The sequence below is a fragment of the Roseburia sp. 1XD42-34 genome (genome assembly GCF_009917385.1).
Lineage (GTDB): Bacteria > Bacillota > Bacilli > Bacillales > Amphibacillaceae > Virgibacillus.
In genome coordinates this window covers 1-16803 of sequence record NZ_QWLJ01000023.1, presented here as the reverse complement: position 1 = coordinate 16803, position 16803 = coordinate 1, and the positions used below count along the sequence as shown (strand labels likewise).

At 38.1% G+C, this 16803-nt stretch carries 13 protein-coding genes; 8 read left to right on the top strand and 5 right to left on the bottom strand.

The genetic code is table 11. The annotated features are described in order from the left end of the window. Positions 1-177 precede the first annotated feature (177 nt). The 4 genes from D1839_RS12720 to D1839_RS12705 all read right to left on the bottom strand — a co-directional run bounded on the left by D1839_RS12720 (position 178) and on the right by D1839_RS12705 (position 4681). The gene (locus tag D1839_RS12720; RefSeq protein WP_120380336.1) at positions 178-1686 is read right to left on the bottom strand and encodes an amidase; all 1509 of its coding nucleotides are present in this window, start codon (positions 1684-1686) and stop codon (positions 178-180) included. Between the two features lie 62 nt (positions 1687-1748). Further along, entirely contained in the window at positions 1749-1916 is a 168-nt protein-coding gene (locus D1839_RS12715) for a hypothetical protein (RefSeq protein WP_166554457.1), read from the bottom strand. A gap of 118 nt (positions 1917-2034) precedes the next feature. Then, the gene (locus tag D1839_RS12710; protein WP_120380335.1) at positions 2035-3144 is read right to left on the bottom strand and encodes a GerAB/ArcD/ProY family transporter; all 1110 of its coding nucleotides are present in this window, start codon (positions 3142-3144) and stop codon (positions 2035-2037) included. After that, the gene (locus D1839_RS12705) at positions 3131-4681 is read right to left on the bottom strand and encodes a spore germination protein (RefSeq protein ID WP_286164802.1); all 1551 of its coding nucleotides are present in this window, start codon (positions 4679-4681) and stop codon (positions 3131-3133) included. Before D1839_RS12705 ends, D1839_RS12710 begins: the two co-directional genes overlap by 14 nt. Positions 4682-5126: 445 nt before the next feature. Between D1839_RS12705 and D1839_RS12700 the strand changes: the two genes are divergently transcribed. The 7 genes from D1839_RS12700 to opp4C all read left to right on the top strand — a co-directional run bounded on the left by D1839_RS12700 (position 5127) and on the right by opp4C (position 13294). Further along, a complete protein-coding gene (locus D1839_RS12700) occupies positions 5127-6131 on the top strand; it encodes a DUF3231 family protein (protein WP_120380334.1) in 1005 nt (334 codons plus the stop codon). Between the two features lie 10 nt (positions 6132-6141). Next, a complete protein-coding gene (locus D1839_RS12695; protein ID WP_120380333.1) occupies positions 6142-6624 on the top strand; it encodes a hypothetical protein in 483 nt (160 codons plus the stop codon). 680 nt (positions 6625-7304) lie between these two features. Then, entirely contained in the window at positions 7305-8330 is a 1026-nt protein-coding gene (locus tag D1839_RS12690; RefSeq protein WP_120380332.1) for an ABC transporter ATP-binding protein, read from the top strand. Further along, entirely contained in the window at positions 8290-9309 is a 1020-nt protein-coding gene (locus D1839_RS12685) for an ABC transporter ATP-binding protein (protein ID WP_120380331.1), read from the top strand. Before D1839_RS12690 ends, D1839_RS12685 begins: the two co-directional genes overlap by 41 nt. 186 nt (positions 9310-9495) lie before the next feature. Then, entirely contained in the window at positions 9496-11280 is a 1785-nt protein-coding gene (locus tag D1839_RS12680; RefSeq protein ID WP_199690115.1) for a peptide-binding protein, read from the top strand. Between the two features lie 110 nt (positions 11281-11390). Beyond that, on the top strand, positions 11391-12359 hold the full coding sequence (locus D1839_RS12675; RefSeq protein ID WP_120380330.1) for an ABC transporter permease: 969 nt from the start codon (positions 11391-11393) through the stop codon (positions 12357-12359). Positions 12360-12370: 11 nt separating this feature from the next. Then, a complete protein-coding gene (opp4C, locus tag D1839_RS12670; protein WP_120380329.1) occupies positions 12371-13294 on the top strand; it encodes an oligopeptide ABC transporter permease in 924 nt (307 codons plus the stop codon). A 398-nt stretch (positions 13295-13692) separates the two neighbouring features. On the opposite strand, the gene D1839_RS12665 is transcribed toward opp4C, so the two are convergent. Next, positions 13693-15393 (bottom strand): methyl-accepting chemotaxis protein, encoded by a 1701-nt coding sequence (locus tag D1839_RS12665; protein WP_120380328.1) that lies wholly within the window; start codon positions 15391-15393, stop codon positions 13693-13695. Between the two features lie 382 nt (positions 15394-15775). On the opposite strand from D1839_RS12665, the gene D1839_RS12660 reads away from it, so the two are divergent. Then, positions 15776-16357 carry a TIGR00730 family Rossman fold protein gene (locus D1839_RS12660; protein WP_120380327.1) on the top strand — a complete coding sequence of 194 codons (582 nt, stop codon included), beginning with the start codon at positions 15776-15778 and terminating at the stop codon, positions 16355-16357. Positions 16358-16803 lie beyond the last annotated feature (446 nt).

The following is a 16803-nucleotide window of genomic DNA, read 5'->3' as shown; positions in this document are numbered from 1 at the left end:
CTCTTTTTAGATTTAAAATTTATTTTCATAATAGATGGTGGCTCGCGCTCTAGGCGAGCCATGGTGGTTTCTTATCTGTTAAAAAAAATCAGTTGCCCTTAAAAAATCAACCACTATAGGTGAAACGATTACTTCTATACTTTCACACAATATTAACACTAAGCCACAATGATAGATTTAACGAGCTTCTAAATATGGATTTCCCTGCATTCCTTGCCATAAATCGGATTGTTCTAATTGATAAGCTATTTGTAACAAACGATGCTCTTCTCCCTTATTAGCCATGACTTGCACTCCTAAAGGCAATTGTTCATGAGTAAGGTGAAGCGGTAAAGACATTGCCGGCTGACCTGTTAAATTAGCTAGTTGCGTAAATGGGGTATAAGTTAAACTTGGAAGAAACATATCATAAATGACCTCTTGTTGTTCTTTTGCATTAGCTGCTTCCATCTGTTCTATTAGTCGATTCTTCTCTGTTTCGTTCCAAGTTAATTCTCCAACTTTTGGCGCTACATAAGCAGTAGCAGGCGTAACATAGAAATCATATACTTTATGAAAATGAGCCATTTTCTCAGCAGCTTCATCCCAAGAAGCTAGACTGTGAGAAAATTCAGCCGCTGATACAGATTTACCAGCACAATGCAACAACCATGTTTCAATTTCTACATCTTCGCTGGTAACCTTTCTTCCGATTATTTTTTCCATCTGCATCATTAACGTAGCAATTTCACCACTATTCATGAAGTAATAATTTCGCATGAGTTCTTTCCCATCAATATCAGGATCCCGTTCTTCTACAAAACATCCTTGGCGTTCCAACCATCGCACTGTCTTCAAGACTGCTTCCTTCGCATCATTGGACACAGGCGTACCAACAGGTGAGGTGACAGAATATGCAATACGTAGTTGCTCATGCGGTGTTTGGTACATCGTTTCTAGATAGCTTTCCAAATAGAGCGGGGCTTGAAATGCAGCTTCCGGTTGAGTTGTCTGTAAGACGTCTAGCATTGCTGCACTATCACGTACAGTTTTAGATAGCACAAAGTCAATTGCTGCTCCATGCCATTGCCGCCCAACTCCTGGTCCCACTGGAGTTCTCCCTCTTGTCGGCTTTAGACCGAATAACCCTGTAAATGAAGCAGGGATGCGAATGGAGCCACCGCCATCACTGGCGCCTGCCAGTGGTACAATTCCAGCAGCAATAGCAGCTGCTGACCCACCGCTCGATCCACCTGGTGAATACTCCAGATTCCAAGGGTTTCGTGTTGCCCCGTCTATTTCTGGTTCTGTAATGTTTTTTAATCCAAATTCCGGTGTATTCGTATGACCAATAAATTGAAAGCCAGCATCGCGAAAAGCACGTACAAAGTGAGAATCTTGCTTTGCTATGGAAGCATGTTCCTTCCATAACTTGGAGCCTGAAGTTGTTTGCTCCCCCATTAATTGTTGCCCTGTATTTTTCAACAAAACAGGTACACCATTAAATGGTCGGTCTCTATATATATACTTGTCTAATTCTCTGAGAGCCTTATCCATGCGCTCTGAAACGACTGCATTTAGGCTGGGATTAATAGATTCAAGCTGTACTAACGAAGCTTTCAGGAGTTCCTTTGGTGTTGTTTCCCCTTTTCTTACTAGTTCAGCTAAAGCGGTGGCATCATAGTTTACATATTCATTAATTTTCACTGCTACACCTCATTATTCGTTTTCTATCAGTGTAACACTACAAAACATAAATTCCCAAGCAGCTATTTTCCATTTTGTTCATTTTCACCTTTCTCCTCTTTTTTCCATGGCGGGTCACCATATTTATGAAATTTTTGATTTATTTTAAAAATGACCAATGGAATAATGAACGCAAGAGACGTGTATATAAAAGTTTCTATACTAGGTAGAAAAGAAGACCAGCCATTCATATTGAGCACTCCTGTCATCAGTGTTTTGCTCGCATTTAAAAATCCACTATTTTAGCATCGGAAATCAAATGAAGAACAGTACAGCTGCATGTTGTTCGCTATAATTGTAATTGCACGATTACCGTTGCTTGGCTTTATGTCGTTTTTTAAAGTAACTGATTAGCAAAAGAACAATTGTCACGCTTCCTGTTATAAAAATACCATAGATACTAACAAAATCCCCAAACTTTTGTAGCGACAAAACATCTGGGGGCAACATACCGGTAAGGAATATAATTGGAGCAAGAATGTAAATAAGCAATTTTTTCTTCACCTTAAAGACACTTTCCAATGCATAAATAGAAGCGTCGAAAGCCATTGTTACAGTATTAAAAATAGCCATGATCCAAATAACAAAAAAAATCGAGTCAAATCGTTCAAAAAAACCTCCTGGTATTTCAATTTCTTTGGCTAACTCAATAATTGGATAGTTTAAATTGCTCGTCCCAGCAAAACCGAATACACCGATACACATTAAATAAATGATAATATAAAATACAGGCACCATGGACATTCCAATCGAAGCCGATTGAGGCGCTTTATTTGGTTTTCTTACTAAAGCTGTATAAAAGAATAAGATGAACAATCCTGTAAATGAAAATAAACTGTTTTTTGTCGCTAAGTAATATCCATTTAGATCCGTCTTAAAAAGTGGCAAATAATTGGCTGGATCAAACCAATTGAAGGAAAATATACCAACGAGAAATACAATAAATACAATAATTGGAAAAAACATCATATTTAAACGAAACAAGCCTACTCTTGATCCAGAAATCGCGTAAATAACCACAAGTATAAAGATTAATGCAATAACTTCTATTGGTGTACGATCGAGTAAATACTCTTTCGCAATTTCAGATATAGTCCGAATAACAAACCCGGAAATTAAGATGCCCTTTAAAGAAAGTAGAATTGTAATGATAATAGCAACTGGCTTCGTAACTAACGATCCAGCAAATTCGACAAATAGTTGCTGCGGATACATCGAACAGAGCTTTGTAATAGCCCAAGCTAAACCAGTAAAAATGATACCTGCAATAAGAATACCGACCCATCCATCTGAACCAACTGTAGTTTCGGCAATTTTCTTTGGTAAGTTTAAAATTCCTACCCCAACCGTAATGGAAGGAATTGCAATCATTAATTCCTTATCACTAATCTTTGCATCAGCATACTCAAACTCCCGCATTCTTATCTCCTCTCATCGAACCTGAAACTTTATCACTTGGTTGCAAATACTCAGGTCTGCTTGACAACATTGGTATTGGCATACGTAATACCAGGTCCTTCCAATCTTTTATGAAGGTTGGTGCATATGGTGCTGAATAAGGGATACCAAAGCTTTTTAGGTTAACGATATGGATATTAACCATAATATAACCAAGAATAATCCCATATAACCCTAAAAATGCAGCCGCTACCATAAATCCAAACCGAATGAGTCGAAAGGAAATGGCTACACTATACATTGGAATCGTAAATGAAGCTACCGCAGTTAATGCCACAACGATAACCATGATCGGACTAACTGCCCCTGCTGACACTGCAGCTTCACCAATTACCAAACCACCCACTATTCCGATTGTCTGACCAATGGACTTTGGCAATCTGGCCCCTGCCTCTCGTAATAATTCCATCGTAATCGCCATTAGTACAGCTTCGACAAAAGCTGGAAACGGAACTCCCTGTCTCGTAGCCGCTATTGAAAAAGCCAATTGAGAAGGGATCATACCTTGGTGATAAGAAACTAAAGCAATGTATAAAGCGGGTAAAAACATTGTAATAAACGCAGCAAGATAACGAAGCGCTCTAATTAACGTACCAATTAACCACCGTTCATAATAATCCTCTGGTGATTGAAAAGCCCCTCCGATAGTGGACGGAGCAATTAGGACAAACGGGCTTCCATCCAAAATAATGACAAATTTTCCTTTTGTTAGAGAAGCGGCTGCTTTATCAGGTCGTTCACTATTATCCATTTGTGGAATTGGCGACAAAAAGCTATCTTCTATCCATTGTTCAATATAACCTGATTCTAATGCGGCGTCTGTATCAATGGACGCCAGCCTTCGGTTAACTTCGTCTAATATTTGTGGGTGAATAATTCCAGCAATATATGCTACAACAATTTTTTTCTTTGATCTTCTCCCAACATCATGTACTTTAAAATGTAAGTTAGGATCACGGATGTGCCGCCTAATTAACATTATATTTGTATTTAAATCCTCCACAAATCCATCCCGTGGTCCACGAATTAATGATTCAGATATTGGCTCCTGTATTGCGCGACTTTCCCACTTCTTTGTATCTAAAAGTAGAACACGATTGACTCCATCAAGTAAAAACACAGAACTCCCAGACAGTAATTCAAGCATTAGCTCGTCCATTGTCGCTACATTTTCAACCCCAGAAATACTGATTAGCTCTTCATGAATAAGAGCTATTAGATTATCGTGATTAGTTGGTAATTCCTGCTTCCGTTCAATTTCTCCCAAATTTTTCAACACACTCTGTTCAATTTGGATACTATTTGATAACCCATCTAAGTAGATAATGGCACATTTGTGATTCGCTAAACGAAGGTCTCTAATAACTAGATCCATTGGCGAATCTAGCATCTTTTTAATATTATCGATATTCTCCTTTAATGTTTTCGTTAAATTTGTATTAAAATTTTCACTCGTTCTGTTCTTTTGTTTTTTTTCTTTTATTACTCGCCGAGCCAAGCAAATCACATCCTACTAAAGCAAAGTTTATCCCGCATGTAATTAATAATAAGCCCTTCACTTCTACGCTAAAAATTGTTCACGTATGGCCACGTATGGCATGGAAGGTTCAACTGTAAGTCAAATGTCCAATCCTGTTATTTCGTTCAGAGGCTTTTGGTTAGGCCCTTGCGTTGTTAACAAACGATAAAGAAAATCTCCTTTTATTGAAGGTCCACTTGATGCAGTCGGTTTTTATTAGTTTTTCGCATAACATCCCAATGCTTGCTTCTTTACCATGCTAATTCAACTATCTTTTTCGGGCGAAAATAAATGTTCTTTCTTCTTTTGCCCGAGATCGCTTTCTTTTATACAATCCTTGTCATATCTTTTGGTATAAGATTCTTTCTGTTGCTTAAACTATAATTACGAAAAACCAGTGATATCTTGGAAAGGAGTACAACTTATGAAACCTTCAAATTCTGTTGCGTTAACTGCTTCAGACATTTCACCATTATGGGACACATACCAAAGTGAAACCATTGCAAAACTGGGAATTGTTCATTTTTTAAAACATGCAGAGGATAGAAGTATTCGCCAATTATTAAAAGATACTTTAAAGCTAATAGAGAAAAACCTCGCTCATATGGAAGCCATTTTTGCAGCTGAAAATGTCCAAATACCCCTTGGGTTCACAGAAAAAGATATCCATTTAAACGCTCCTCGTTTATTTTCAGATATTCTATATTTGGAATATATTTATAATATGACATTTTTTATGATGAGTACTTACAGTCTAGCGTTTTCTGTAGCTGATCATAAAGATATCAGTGATTATTATGCTACAAATTTAAAAGCTGCCGTTGAACTAAATATAAAAGCGAAAGAATTAGAAAAAGAGAAGGGGGTTTATATTCGCTCTCCACGTATACCAAAGCAAAAAAAAGTATCTTTTGTTCAAGACAAAAATTATCTTACAGGATGGTTCGGGGAGCGTAGGCCTTTACTTGGTATAGAAATTACTAATTTAGTGTTCCATTCTAAAAGAAATGCTCTTGGACATGCCGTTATTACAGGTTTTAGTCAGGTTGCTCATTCAAAAGAAGTTAGGAAATTCTTTGAAAGAGGAAGAGACATATCTGGAAAGCATCTCGAAATATTTACTTCAATATTGCATGAAGACCACTTAGCAGATGGGGCTCTTCTAATGACATCTGAAGTGACAGAATCTACAATTGCTCCTTTTTCTGATCGGTTAATGGTAACCTTTGTTGCTAATCTTATTGCTTCCAGTATCGGACAATACGGTGTTTCTATGTCTATTAGTCCAAGACATGATCTCGGAGTCCAGTATGCTCGTTTAATGACCGAGGTGGGTAAATATGCTAACGAAGGTATGAAACTGCTTATCCGCCATGAGTGGCTGGAACAACCTCCAATGGCTGCTAATCGAAATGATTTGGCGAAATAGGATTGACTCTATGGAAACAAATATTAGTAAAAAGAGCAGAAAATTAGAAGCTTTACTGTGGAGCATTGCGTTACCGGGCTTTGGTCAATTACTGAATCGAAAATATATAAAAGGGCTTTTGTTGGTTGGATTAGAATTTATCATTAATGTCATGGGAAATTTTAATCAAATCATCATCTATAGTTTTCAGCTTAAAATTGAAGAAGCCATTGAAGCGACCAACTATTCTTGGTTAATGTTTTACCCATGCTTATACTTTTTTGCTATTTGGGATGCGTACAAAGATGCTGGTGGTGGAGAGAAGGCCTTTTCATACCTTCCCCTAGTGTTTTCTGCCTATTTTGTTACCGTCGGTCTCGTTTTCTCTTCAAAACTAAAACTATTTGGCTGCTTCATTGGCCCGATATGGTTGCCAATGATTTTTTTACCAATTGGGCTTAGTATAGGCGGATTTATTCGTTGGATTTTACTTAATATATATACTAATAAATGAAAACCCTCATCAAAATAATATGCTCTTCTTCAGGTAGTAACAAAGGCGCAGGGTTCCCCGTTTAGTAACGTAAGTGAATGGAACGAATCAACGAAAGATAAAGTGAACCTTCCATCAGCGGGGTTTTCTTCATCCCCGCTGTTGGTTAGTACCACAAGGGTATGACCTAAATGTCCTTGAACGAATCGGGGATTTAGGTGCTGTTGCCTCCCGCTTCGATTTGTTCAGCTCTCATCTTCCATTGTTAGACCACGGGAGGAGTCTACAACGCCTTTTTATGGGATAAAGGAATCACGCCACTAAAACAAGGCTATGCCGACGTCTGGGTGACAAGCCCGTTTTTAGTCGGCCTTCCTCTTAGTGACGAACCGATGAGGCCTTATCGTAGGGCGATTTCTAAAGTCACATCGTTGTGGGCACATCAGTCGGACATGACTAGTCGGTTATTTCGTTATCCTCAATCACCTCATTTATACTTTCTATCTTTTAAAAAATAAAAATCGGATGCTGGTAGTAAGGTAATAGTACCAATTTCACCGCTTAACGCTAAATAAAAAATTTTGTTGAAACAATTTTTTTATTTTTCTTTTAAATAAGTATTGAAAAAATTCTTATTTATTATATAATTTATCTAGTCGACAATATAATATACAGACCTATTATACATAGAGGTGAAGCGAATGACTGGGAATCCATTATTAGAGGTAACAGGATTAAAGACCTATTTTTACTTAGAAGATAACCTTGTAGCTCGGGCTGTAGACGGTGTGGATTTTACAATAAATGAAGGAGAAACGTTAGCAATTGTTGGAGAGTCAGGCAGCGGGAAAAGTATCACTTCGCTGTCCATTATGCAGCTTGTTAATAGACCTGGAAAAATTATAGAAGGAACGATTTCGCTTGAAGATGATGATTTATTAAAAAAATCCAGTAAACAGATGACTAAAATACGCGGAAATGAAATAGCAATGATTTTTCAGGAGCCAATGACAGCCTTGAACCCAGTTTACACCATTGGAAATCAAATTATCGAAACAATCAAAAAACATAAAAATCTATCTAAGCCGGCTGCACGTGAAAGAGCCATTGAATTATTAAAGTTAGTCGGATTTCCTCGAGCCAAAGAAGTCATGGATGAGTACCCACACCAATTATCCGGAGGCATGAGACAGCGAGCGATGATTGCTATGGCTATATCATGTGATCCAAAGCTGCTTATAGCTGATGAGCCCTCAACTGCCTTAGATGTAACCATTCAAGCACAAGTCTTAGATCTGCTTATGGAAATGAAAGAGCGTTTAAATATGTCTATTCTTTTAATTACTCACGACCTTGGAGTAGTAGCAGAATACGCTGATCGTGTCCTAGTGATGTACGGTGGTCAAATTGTTGAAGAAACAGAAGTCGAGTCCATATTTGAAGACACGAAGCACCCCTACACGATTGGCCTGCTAAACAGTTTGCCAAGTCTTGACAAAGACGTCGAGCGTTTAGGAGCCATAAAGGGCTCTGTACCTCCAGCCCATAGTTTTCCTAAAGGATGTCGTTTTGCCGACCGTTGCCCCCACGCCATGGACCAGTGCAGAGAATCGAATCCAGAATTGCTGTCCATAGCTCCGAATCACAAAGTACGCTGTTATCTTTATGAACAAGGAGGCCGCTCTAATGGCAATCGAACAAGAACAACTAGCAAAACAAAAATTTGAAAAGAAGCAAAGCAATGAAATTATCATGCAAGCAAACCAAATAAAAAAATACTTTCCTATTAAAGGAGGTATATTCAAGCATACGGTTGGCCATATAAAAGCGGTAGATGATATTTCTTTATCTATTATAAAAGGAGAAACACTTGGTCTAGTTGGAGAATCAGGATCTGGAAAGTCAACACTCGGTCGGGTGCTACTTCGCCTTTTAGAACCTACAGAAGGAGAAGTTTTATTTGAAGGAACAGATATTTCTCACTTAAACAATCGAAAGTTACGTAAATATCGAAAGGATATGCAAATCGTTTTTCAGGATCCGTTTGCCTCTCTGAATTCTAAAATGAGTGTTGGTGAATTAATTGAAGAACCTTTACTCGTACAAACTTCAGCTACAAAATCAGAACGTAAACAAAAAAGCATCGAATTATTAGAAAAAGTTGGACTACGTGCTAATGACCGTGCAAAGTACCCACACGAATTTTCTGGCGGTCAGCGTCAGCGAATTAGTATTGCTCGTGCTCTGGCACTGAACCCAAAGTTCATTATATGTGATGAGCCGGTCTCTGCGTTAGATGTTTCCATCCAAGCACAAGTTTTAAATTTGATGGCAGATTTACAAGAAGAATTTAACCTAACCTATCTGTTTATTGCACATGACCTAAGTGTCGTCAAGCATATCAGTGATCGTGTAGCTGTTATGTATTTAGGGCGTATCGCTGAACTTGCACCAAAGAAACTTCTGTACAGTAACCCACTTCACCCGTATACGAAAGCATTGCTTTCATCCGTCCCGTCAACAAATGTAAGAGAAAAAAGAGAAAAAATTAAGCTTAGTGGTGATTTACCGAGTCCAGCAAACCCGCCTTCTGGATGCGCATTTCGTACACGCTGTCCTATGGTACATGATCGTTGCGGAACAGAACGACCGGAATTAAATGAGGTGGAAAATGGACATTATGTTGCTTGCCATCTATTTGATTAAAATGCATTAATTACAGATGATTCAATATGAATATTGTATTCTTAACCAAATGATAGCGGTTTCTTGTTTCTGAATATTTTGTCCTTTTATCTGCTTTTTAAACATCTATTTAAGGAGGTGATTACATCCTGAAACAAACTGATGTACACCTGTAATCCTATTCAACTAATAAGGGGGAATGAATACGTGTTGAAAAAGAAATGGTTGCTGTTTTTTGTACTTATGTTATCAGTTGGATTTGTATTAGCGGCCTGTAATGAGGATGATTCATCCAAGGAAAAAGAAAACAAAACCCAAGCTGAGGGTGGGGATGATGGTGCAAGTGGTGAACCACAAAAAGGCGGAACGATAACTGGCGCCATGGATACTGCACCAGCTGGTGTATTTAATCCTATCTTTTACGAAGAATCATATGAGGCCAATATTCTTGATTTTACACATGAGTCTTTAGTAAGCCAAAACAAAGAGTTAGAATTCGAACCGCATCTTGCAAAAGAGTGGGAAATCAATGAGGATCAGACCGAAATCACTTTAAAGCTTGAAGAAGGTGTAAAGTGGCACGATGGCGAAGAATTTACTGCTGATGATGTTGTCTTCACCTATAAAGCAATGTCCACCCCTGGATACATTGAAGCAGGAGGAATTCGTAGTTCCGAATATGCTGAAAGATTATTAGGATATGAGGAGTTCAGTAAAGGAGAGACAGATGAATTTGAAGGTGTTGTAGCTGAAGATGATTATACGGTAACCTTTAAATTTACCGAGCCAAATGTAACGATTTTAAAGGATGTTGGCTTCTCAATTATTCCGGAGCATATCTTCGGGGAAGTGCCTATCGATGAAATGCCAGAACATCCTGCAACTCTTAATCCAGGAGAAGTAATTGGAACGGGGCCTTTCAAATTTACAGAGATGCTTGAGCGGGAGCAATATGTATTAGAGAAACACGCAGATTATTGGAAACAAGAGCCTTACCTGGATAAGATCGTCTGGCGTGTCGTTGACCAATCCGTCATGTTAGGATTATTAGAAAGCGAAGAAATTGACTTTATTGCTGATCCTAGCGGTGTTCCTGCACCCGACTACGAAACCGCTTCCGGTATTGGGCATGTGGAAATTATTGAACAACCGGACTTTGGTTATCAACTAATGGGCTTTAAAATCAATCATCGTAAAGATGCAGATGTGGAAGCTGGTAAAATTGAGCCAGATAACTGGGTTCCAAATGAGGACATGAGTGAGCAAAAGGTTCGCCAGGCAATGGCCTATGCTATCGATCGTGAAGCTCTCGTTGATAATTTACTTTATGGTCACGGTTCCGTAATTAACGCGCCTATTGCCCAGCAATTCTGGGCTTACGACGAAGGCGCTGCAACGAAATATGAATTTGATCCGGAAAAAGCAAAAGCATTATTAGATGAAGCAGGCTATAAAGATACAAATGACGATGGTTTCCGTGAAACTCCTGACGGAAAAGAGTGGGTTGTCAATTTAAACTATCCAACTGGAAACAAACTTCGAGAAGACTCAGCACCAATTCTAGAAAAATTCTTGGAAGATGTTGGTATTAATATTGATTTACGTCAGCCAAAAGAAATGACAGCATATCAAGAAGAATTGGAAAAAGATAATTCAGATTGGGATCTCTACCTTCTTGGCTGGAGTCTAGGAAGCGGTGACCCAGACCCTGTTGGCTTATGGAATGCAACAGCTCCTTATAACTATTCACGTTGGAATAATGAGGAATCTGAAAAATTATTAAAAGAAGCTGTCAAAACGCCGGAAGCATTTGAGCAAGAATATCGAGCTAAAAAATATAGTGAGTGGCAGTCCGTCTTTTCAGAAGACCTACCAGCACTCTTGCTTTATGCACAAAATAAAATTTATGCCCATAACAAACGCTTAAATGGTATCAATCCAATGCCATACTCCTATAATAATGAACCAGAAAACTGGTGGGTTTCCGAATAACTCTATTTCATTTATAAAAAAGGACGTGCGATGCTTTGCATGTCCTTTATTTCCTAACTTTATATTAATTAAAAGCCTTCTAACACGAATTTATTAAGGGAGGAAAATTCATGTACAAATATATTATCCGCCGCATATTAGTATTTATCCCAATGCTTTTTGCTCTCACCATTATTGTGTTTGGGCTTGCCCAATTAGCACCTGGAGACGCTTTATCCGGTAAATCACTTGCTGATCCAAACGTTGATCCGGAGATTTATGAACAGCAACGGGAGGCATTAGGCTTAAATGATCCGATTTATGTACAGTATTGGAATTGGATTAGTTCAGCAGCACAAGGAGACTTTGGTAACTCTCTTATCTTTAATGGTCGATCTGTTATGGAATTGATTGAAGCCCGGTTTGCTAACACCTTATATTTAGGTCTTTTTTCCTTAGCCATTACTATTATTGTCGCTATCCCTATTGGCATATATTCTGCGAGAAAACCGTATTCCATGCTCGATTATGGAGCAACTGGGTTTGGTTTTTTAGGACTTGCTATACCGAATTTTTTCTTTGGATTAATAGCGATTTATGTCTTTTCAATTAACTTAGGCTGGTTTCCCTCACAAGGAACACTTTCATCTCCTGGAGTAAGTGGATTTGATGCATTTACCGATCGTATCCATCATATGGTGCTTCCAGGTATTACTCTTGGCTTAGCCGGTACAGCCACCTATATGCGTTATATGCGTTCCGAAGTGTTAGACGTATTGGGTAGCGATTATATACGAACAGCAAAGGCAAAAGGCATGTCTGAACGTAATGTACTTTATAAACATACATTACGAAATGCACTCATTCCAATCATAACATTAATGGGATTTGAAATTGGTGTGTTATTAAGTGGTGCTGTTATTACCGAACAAGTGTTTCAGTATCCCGGTTTAGGAACATTATTTTTAAGTTCTGTTATGAACCGTGACTTCCCTGTAGTTATGGCAATAGCCTTGATACTAGGAATTCTTATTTTAATTGGTAATTTAATTGCCGATATCTTATATAGTATTGTCGATCCAAGAATTCGATACGATTGAGGTGAATCAATATGCATACAAATTTAGAAAGCTCGTTACCTACAGGACCTGAAAATGCACCTATTGACCAACAGTATCAGCATAAAACACCATTTCAGTTGGCGTACCAACGATTTTTGAAAAACAAGTTAGCTGTCGTAAGCGTATTTGTTTTACTCGCTATTGTTATTGTTTGTATTTCTGCTCCCTTATTGACAAGTCAAGATCCGATTGAGACAGATGTGTTTAACATTGAAAAAAGCCCTACTGATGAACATATATTAGGTACAAATGGACAAGGACAAGACAATTTTGCCCGTTTGCTATACGGTGGAAGAATTTCATTAATTGTTGGATTCAGCGCCATGTTTTTCACCTTAGTCATTGGAGTGCTGCTTGGATCGATCGCTGGTTATTATGGAGGGAAAGTTGACAGCATCATCATGCGCGGTGCAGATATAATGTTAATGTTACCATTCCTTGTACTTGTGTTAACCATTATGGCAGTTATTGATAAAGTTACCATCGGTCTATTTGTTACCATTATCGCTTTAACATCCTGGCCAAATCTCACACGAATAATACGTGCTACATACCTATCACTACGTGAGCAGGAGTTTGTGCTCGGTGCTCGCGCTATCGGGGCCAGTGATGTACGAATCATATTTAAGCATTTTATTCCTAATGCGATTGGTCCAATTATTGTAAACGCCACGTTAATGATGGCAACATACATTATTGTTGAATCAGGTCTCAGCTTTATTGGTTTTGGTATCCCCCAACCTACTCCAACATGGGGGAACATGATCTCTGAAGCACAGAATATACGAATTTTACGTGACCATCCAGAGGCTTGGATACCTCCAGGGTTAGCCATTTTAATAACCGTATTATCCATTAACTTTATTGGCGATGGGTTACGGGATGCCTTTAATCCGAAGAGTAACCGGAGATAGCAAATACAAAAACGGGGATTCATTCAAAATGGGAGTGTTCCTCCCATTTTGAATGAACTATATGCATAACCCCTAAAATACATAAGTGATTTTTAAACGATTTACTAATATAGTCGATCAAAGGTACGGTCTCGGATGCCTTTTTTAAAAAACAATCTTTCTGCGTGTCACCCCTTCCGCAATCACCACCTGCTTGAACAAAACGGAAATTTATATTTCCGTTTTCCCTTACTTAGACCTCCTCTCCTTCTCTCAACTATTATCTGTAGACTTTGCGGCACCTTCCATTCAAAGTTATCTATGTTCCTAATAGAATACTTTTGCTAACTTACATGACCCAATCAATCCCCATATACTTTATAGTCTTTTAATCATCCGTAAAATGCATTTTTGTTTCTTTATTTCAACTGAAATTGCTCCACAATTTCATTTAATTCATTACCTAGATTAAATAACTCCTTGGAATGGTCAACAACCTCTCCCATGGATCCGCTTGATTGCTGTGCTGAGGCTGCTGTCTGTTCAATTCCAGCGGATGATTCCTCTGTAACAGACGCGATGTCCTGAATAGCTTCATTCATTTGACTGCTATTTTCTTTCATTTCTTCTAAATGAGTAGCCATATTTTTAATAATTTGCACCATTTCACTTACAAACATGGTAATTCCACTAAATGTTTGCTGTGTAGCAAGAATTTGTGATGTACCAGCTTCCACTTCTTCATAACTATTTTGCAATGTTACCGCTACTGAGGCTGAGTTTTGTTTAATATGTGTAACAATCTGCGTGATATCTGATACGGAATCGCTTACTTGTTCTGCAAGTTTTCTTACCTCATCCGCTACAACAGCAAACCCTTTTCCATGCTCACCAGCTCTTGCCGCTTCAATAGCAGCATTTAAAGAAAGTAAATTAGTTTGCTCCGCAATATCTTTAATCGCTTGAACCAAATGATTAATTTCTTGCGATTGTTCATCCAATTGCTTTACTTTATCTACCGCCTCTTTCACGATGTGATCAATTTGGCTCATTTGTTCCGAAGAAGATTTCATCATCTGATCCCCTTCTTCAGTCATCGTTAAAATTTCCTGTGACGCCTGCCCAATTAGCTTTCCTTGCTCATTTGTCTCACTTACTTTATTTGTAAAAGCTTCCATATTTATTGCTAGATCACTAGCTCGGTTTGCTTGCGTTTCTGATCCCCCAGCTAATTCTTGCATCGTTGTCGCTATTTGTTCTGCTCCTTCCATCACTTCTTTTGCAGATAGAGAAAAAGATTTCCCATAATTATTTACCGCCTCTGATACGACAGTGATCTTATGCAAAATGATGTTAAGGTTGTCACTTATTTTATTGGTCGTTTCCATCATCTGTCCAAATTCATCCTTTGAATGAATAGATAATGGCTCCATATGCACCTTTCCTTTAGCAATGTCCTTCATCCGTACCAACAAGCGCGCCAGTGGCTTAGAAACAGACTTCGCCGTCACGCTGGCAATCACAATTACCAACAAAATTAGTCCCACAGTAGATACGATAATCCATGTTTGTACGTCTTGTGCCTCGGAAACAATCTTTTTCTTTTCATTTTCCAGCTTCTTTGTTTCAACATCTAAAACCTGTTGAACGAGCGGTTCCATTTCTTCAGATCCTAAAGTTTCTGCTTCTGTAGTCATCACATTTATTGCTTCTTCCTTGTCATCGGCTTCATACAGATTAAAACTATCATCTACAGCACGGTGCCAGTCTTGCTGTGTATTGGATAATTCGGTAACTTGTTTAGAAGCTACTATTTTCTGTAACGCTTCCAATAATTCATTTCCTTCTGTTTTAGTGTCTTCATACTGTTGACGAAGATTTTCTTTTTCATATAATAAATACCCTCGCGCTAACGCAGCCTGCTCAGATATGTTAGTACGGAAACGATCAGCTAGTTGGACGGCCTCTAATTCTGAACTTACCATGAGCTCCACTTGTTGTTTTGTTTTGACAGCATTGTAAAATGAATATGATCCAACTACAATAAGAACAAAAATAATAATGATATAACTTATGAGTAATTTATGTTTCACTCGGTTAAATCGCATTAGTCTTTTCATTTGGACATCCCTTTCTGTTTTAATTAAGCGCTGTTGCCCATTATATCGGCTGATAACAGTAATAGATAGATGTTTTTAGTTAATTACATAATTTTCTGTAAATTAACCCTTAAAAAGGTGAGCATATTATCAATTTACTTCTATTTCCTAAAAATCTAAACATATATTGCGTTTAGAAGTAATACTTTAAATGCAAGATAATAGGTTCAGTTCTCAACGCACTTCCCTCCTATACTTTCATACCTTGATTTAACTGAAGACTAACCTCTTACAAGCAGGTCATCTAAAAGAGCCTGTATTTTAATTTTTTATTACATAGCAAAAAGGAAGTTAACAAACGAAAGTAATTTCTATATACTTAAACTATCAAGGAGGTAAAAGGATGAATAAACTAGCTGTCTTTTGTGGTTCGAGACCTGGAGCTTCGCCGGCTTATGTAGAAGAGGCAACAAAGCTTGGGAAGGAATTAGCTAAGCAAAATATTACCCTCGTATACGGTGGCGCAAGTGTTGGTGTTATGGGAGCAGTCGCGGATGCTGTTCTTAATGAAGGTGGAGAAGTAATTGGGGTTATTCCTGAATTTCTAAAAAACAAAGAAGTCTACCATAAAGGATTAACGGAACTCATTATCGTTGATTCCATGCACGAAAGAAAAATGACCATGGCAAATTTAGCGGACGGTTTTATTGCCTTACCCGGAGGGCCTGGTACTCTGGAAGAATTCTTCGAAGTGTTTACTTGGGCACAATTAGGTTTGCACCGAAAGCCCTGTGGGTTATTAAATATCCAGCACTATTATGATCCACTACTTTCCTTGTTCCAACATATGACAGAACAGCAATTTATGGAGCAAAAACATTTTGATATCGTTTTATCTGCTACTGAGCCAGAAACATTAATAGAAAAATTCCATGTATATGAACCGCCTACCATAAAAACTTTTTTAAAGGAGAAGCAAACCTAAAATAAAGCTTTACTCATTCTAAGTTTATTCTCACTTCTTGTCAGTTTGAACAAATCAGACATCTACGAATTAAAATTTATTTGCTTTGCTAATAAGCAAATTGGAATATTTATATAACTTCGATAATTGGATAATGTGAATCTCAATTAAAGGGGGCTTCCATTCATCCGCACTGATTGTTATTGTGCAATGATATGAACCAAAGGTCTTTTACGACATAGGGCGTTATCTCGCACTTAGACTTGTTGCTATACAGATTTTCCACTATGGGAGCCTAGGTTTTTATAGCATCTTATATGCAGGATAAATAGAAGCAGCAGACCGGGAAAATGGTCTGCCTTTTATTTAAGAATAAGAAATCATAAAATTTGTTTTATGTATAACCATATAACCGAATAAGCCACGTCCGGCGCAAGCGCCCAGCAACTAGGCGACTTCACGAATCA

Coding starts and splice junctions, on each gene's coding strand:
- D1839_RS12665 (WP_120380328.1), bottom strand. CDS start 15,393: ATGAAAAGACTAATGCGATTTAACCGAGTGAAACATAAATTACTCATA.
- D1839_RS12710 (WP_120380335.1), bottom strand. CDS start 3,144: ATGCGGGAGTTTGAGTATGCTGATGCAAAGATTAGTGATAAGGAATTA.
- D1839_RS12675 (WP_120380330.1), top strand. CDS start 11,391: ATGTACAAATATATTATCCGCCGCATATTAGTATTTATCCCAATGCTT.
- D1839_RS12690 (WP_120380332.1), top strand. CDS start 7,305: ATGACTGGGAATCCATTATTAGAGGTAACAGGATTAAAGACCTATTTT.
- D1839_RS12700 (WP_120380334.1), top strand. CDS start 5,127: ATGAAACCTTCAAATTCTGTTGCGTTAACTGCTTCAGACATTTCACCA.
- opp4C (WP_120380329.1), top strand. CDS start 12,371: ATGCATACAAATTTAGAAAGCTCGTTACCTACAGGACCTGAAAATGCA.
- D1839_RS12715 (WP_166554457.1), bottom strand. CDS start 1,916: ATGAATGGCTGGTCTTCTTTTCTACCTAGTATAGAAACTTTTATATAC.
- D1839_RS12695 (WP_120380333.1), top strand. CDS start 6,142: ATGGAAACAAATATTAGTAAAAAGAGCAGAAAATTAGAAGCTTTACTG.
- D1839_RS12660 (WP_120380327.1), top strand. CDS start 15,776: ATGAATAAACTAGCTGTCTTTTGTGGTTCGAGACCTGGAGCTTCGCCG.
- D1839_RS12685 (WP_120380331.1), top strand. CDS start 8,290: ATGGCAATCGAACAAGAACAACTAGCAAAACAAAAATTTGAAAAGAAG.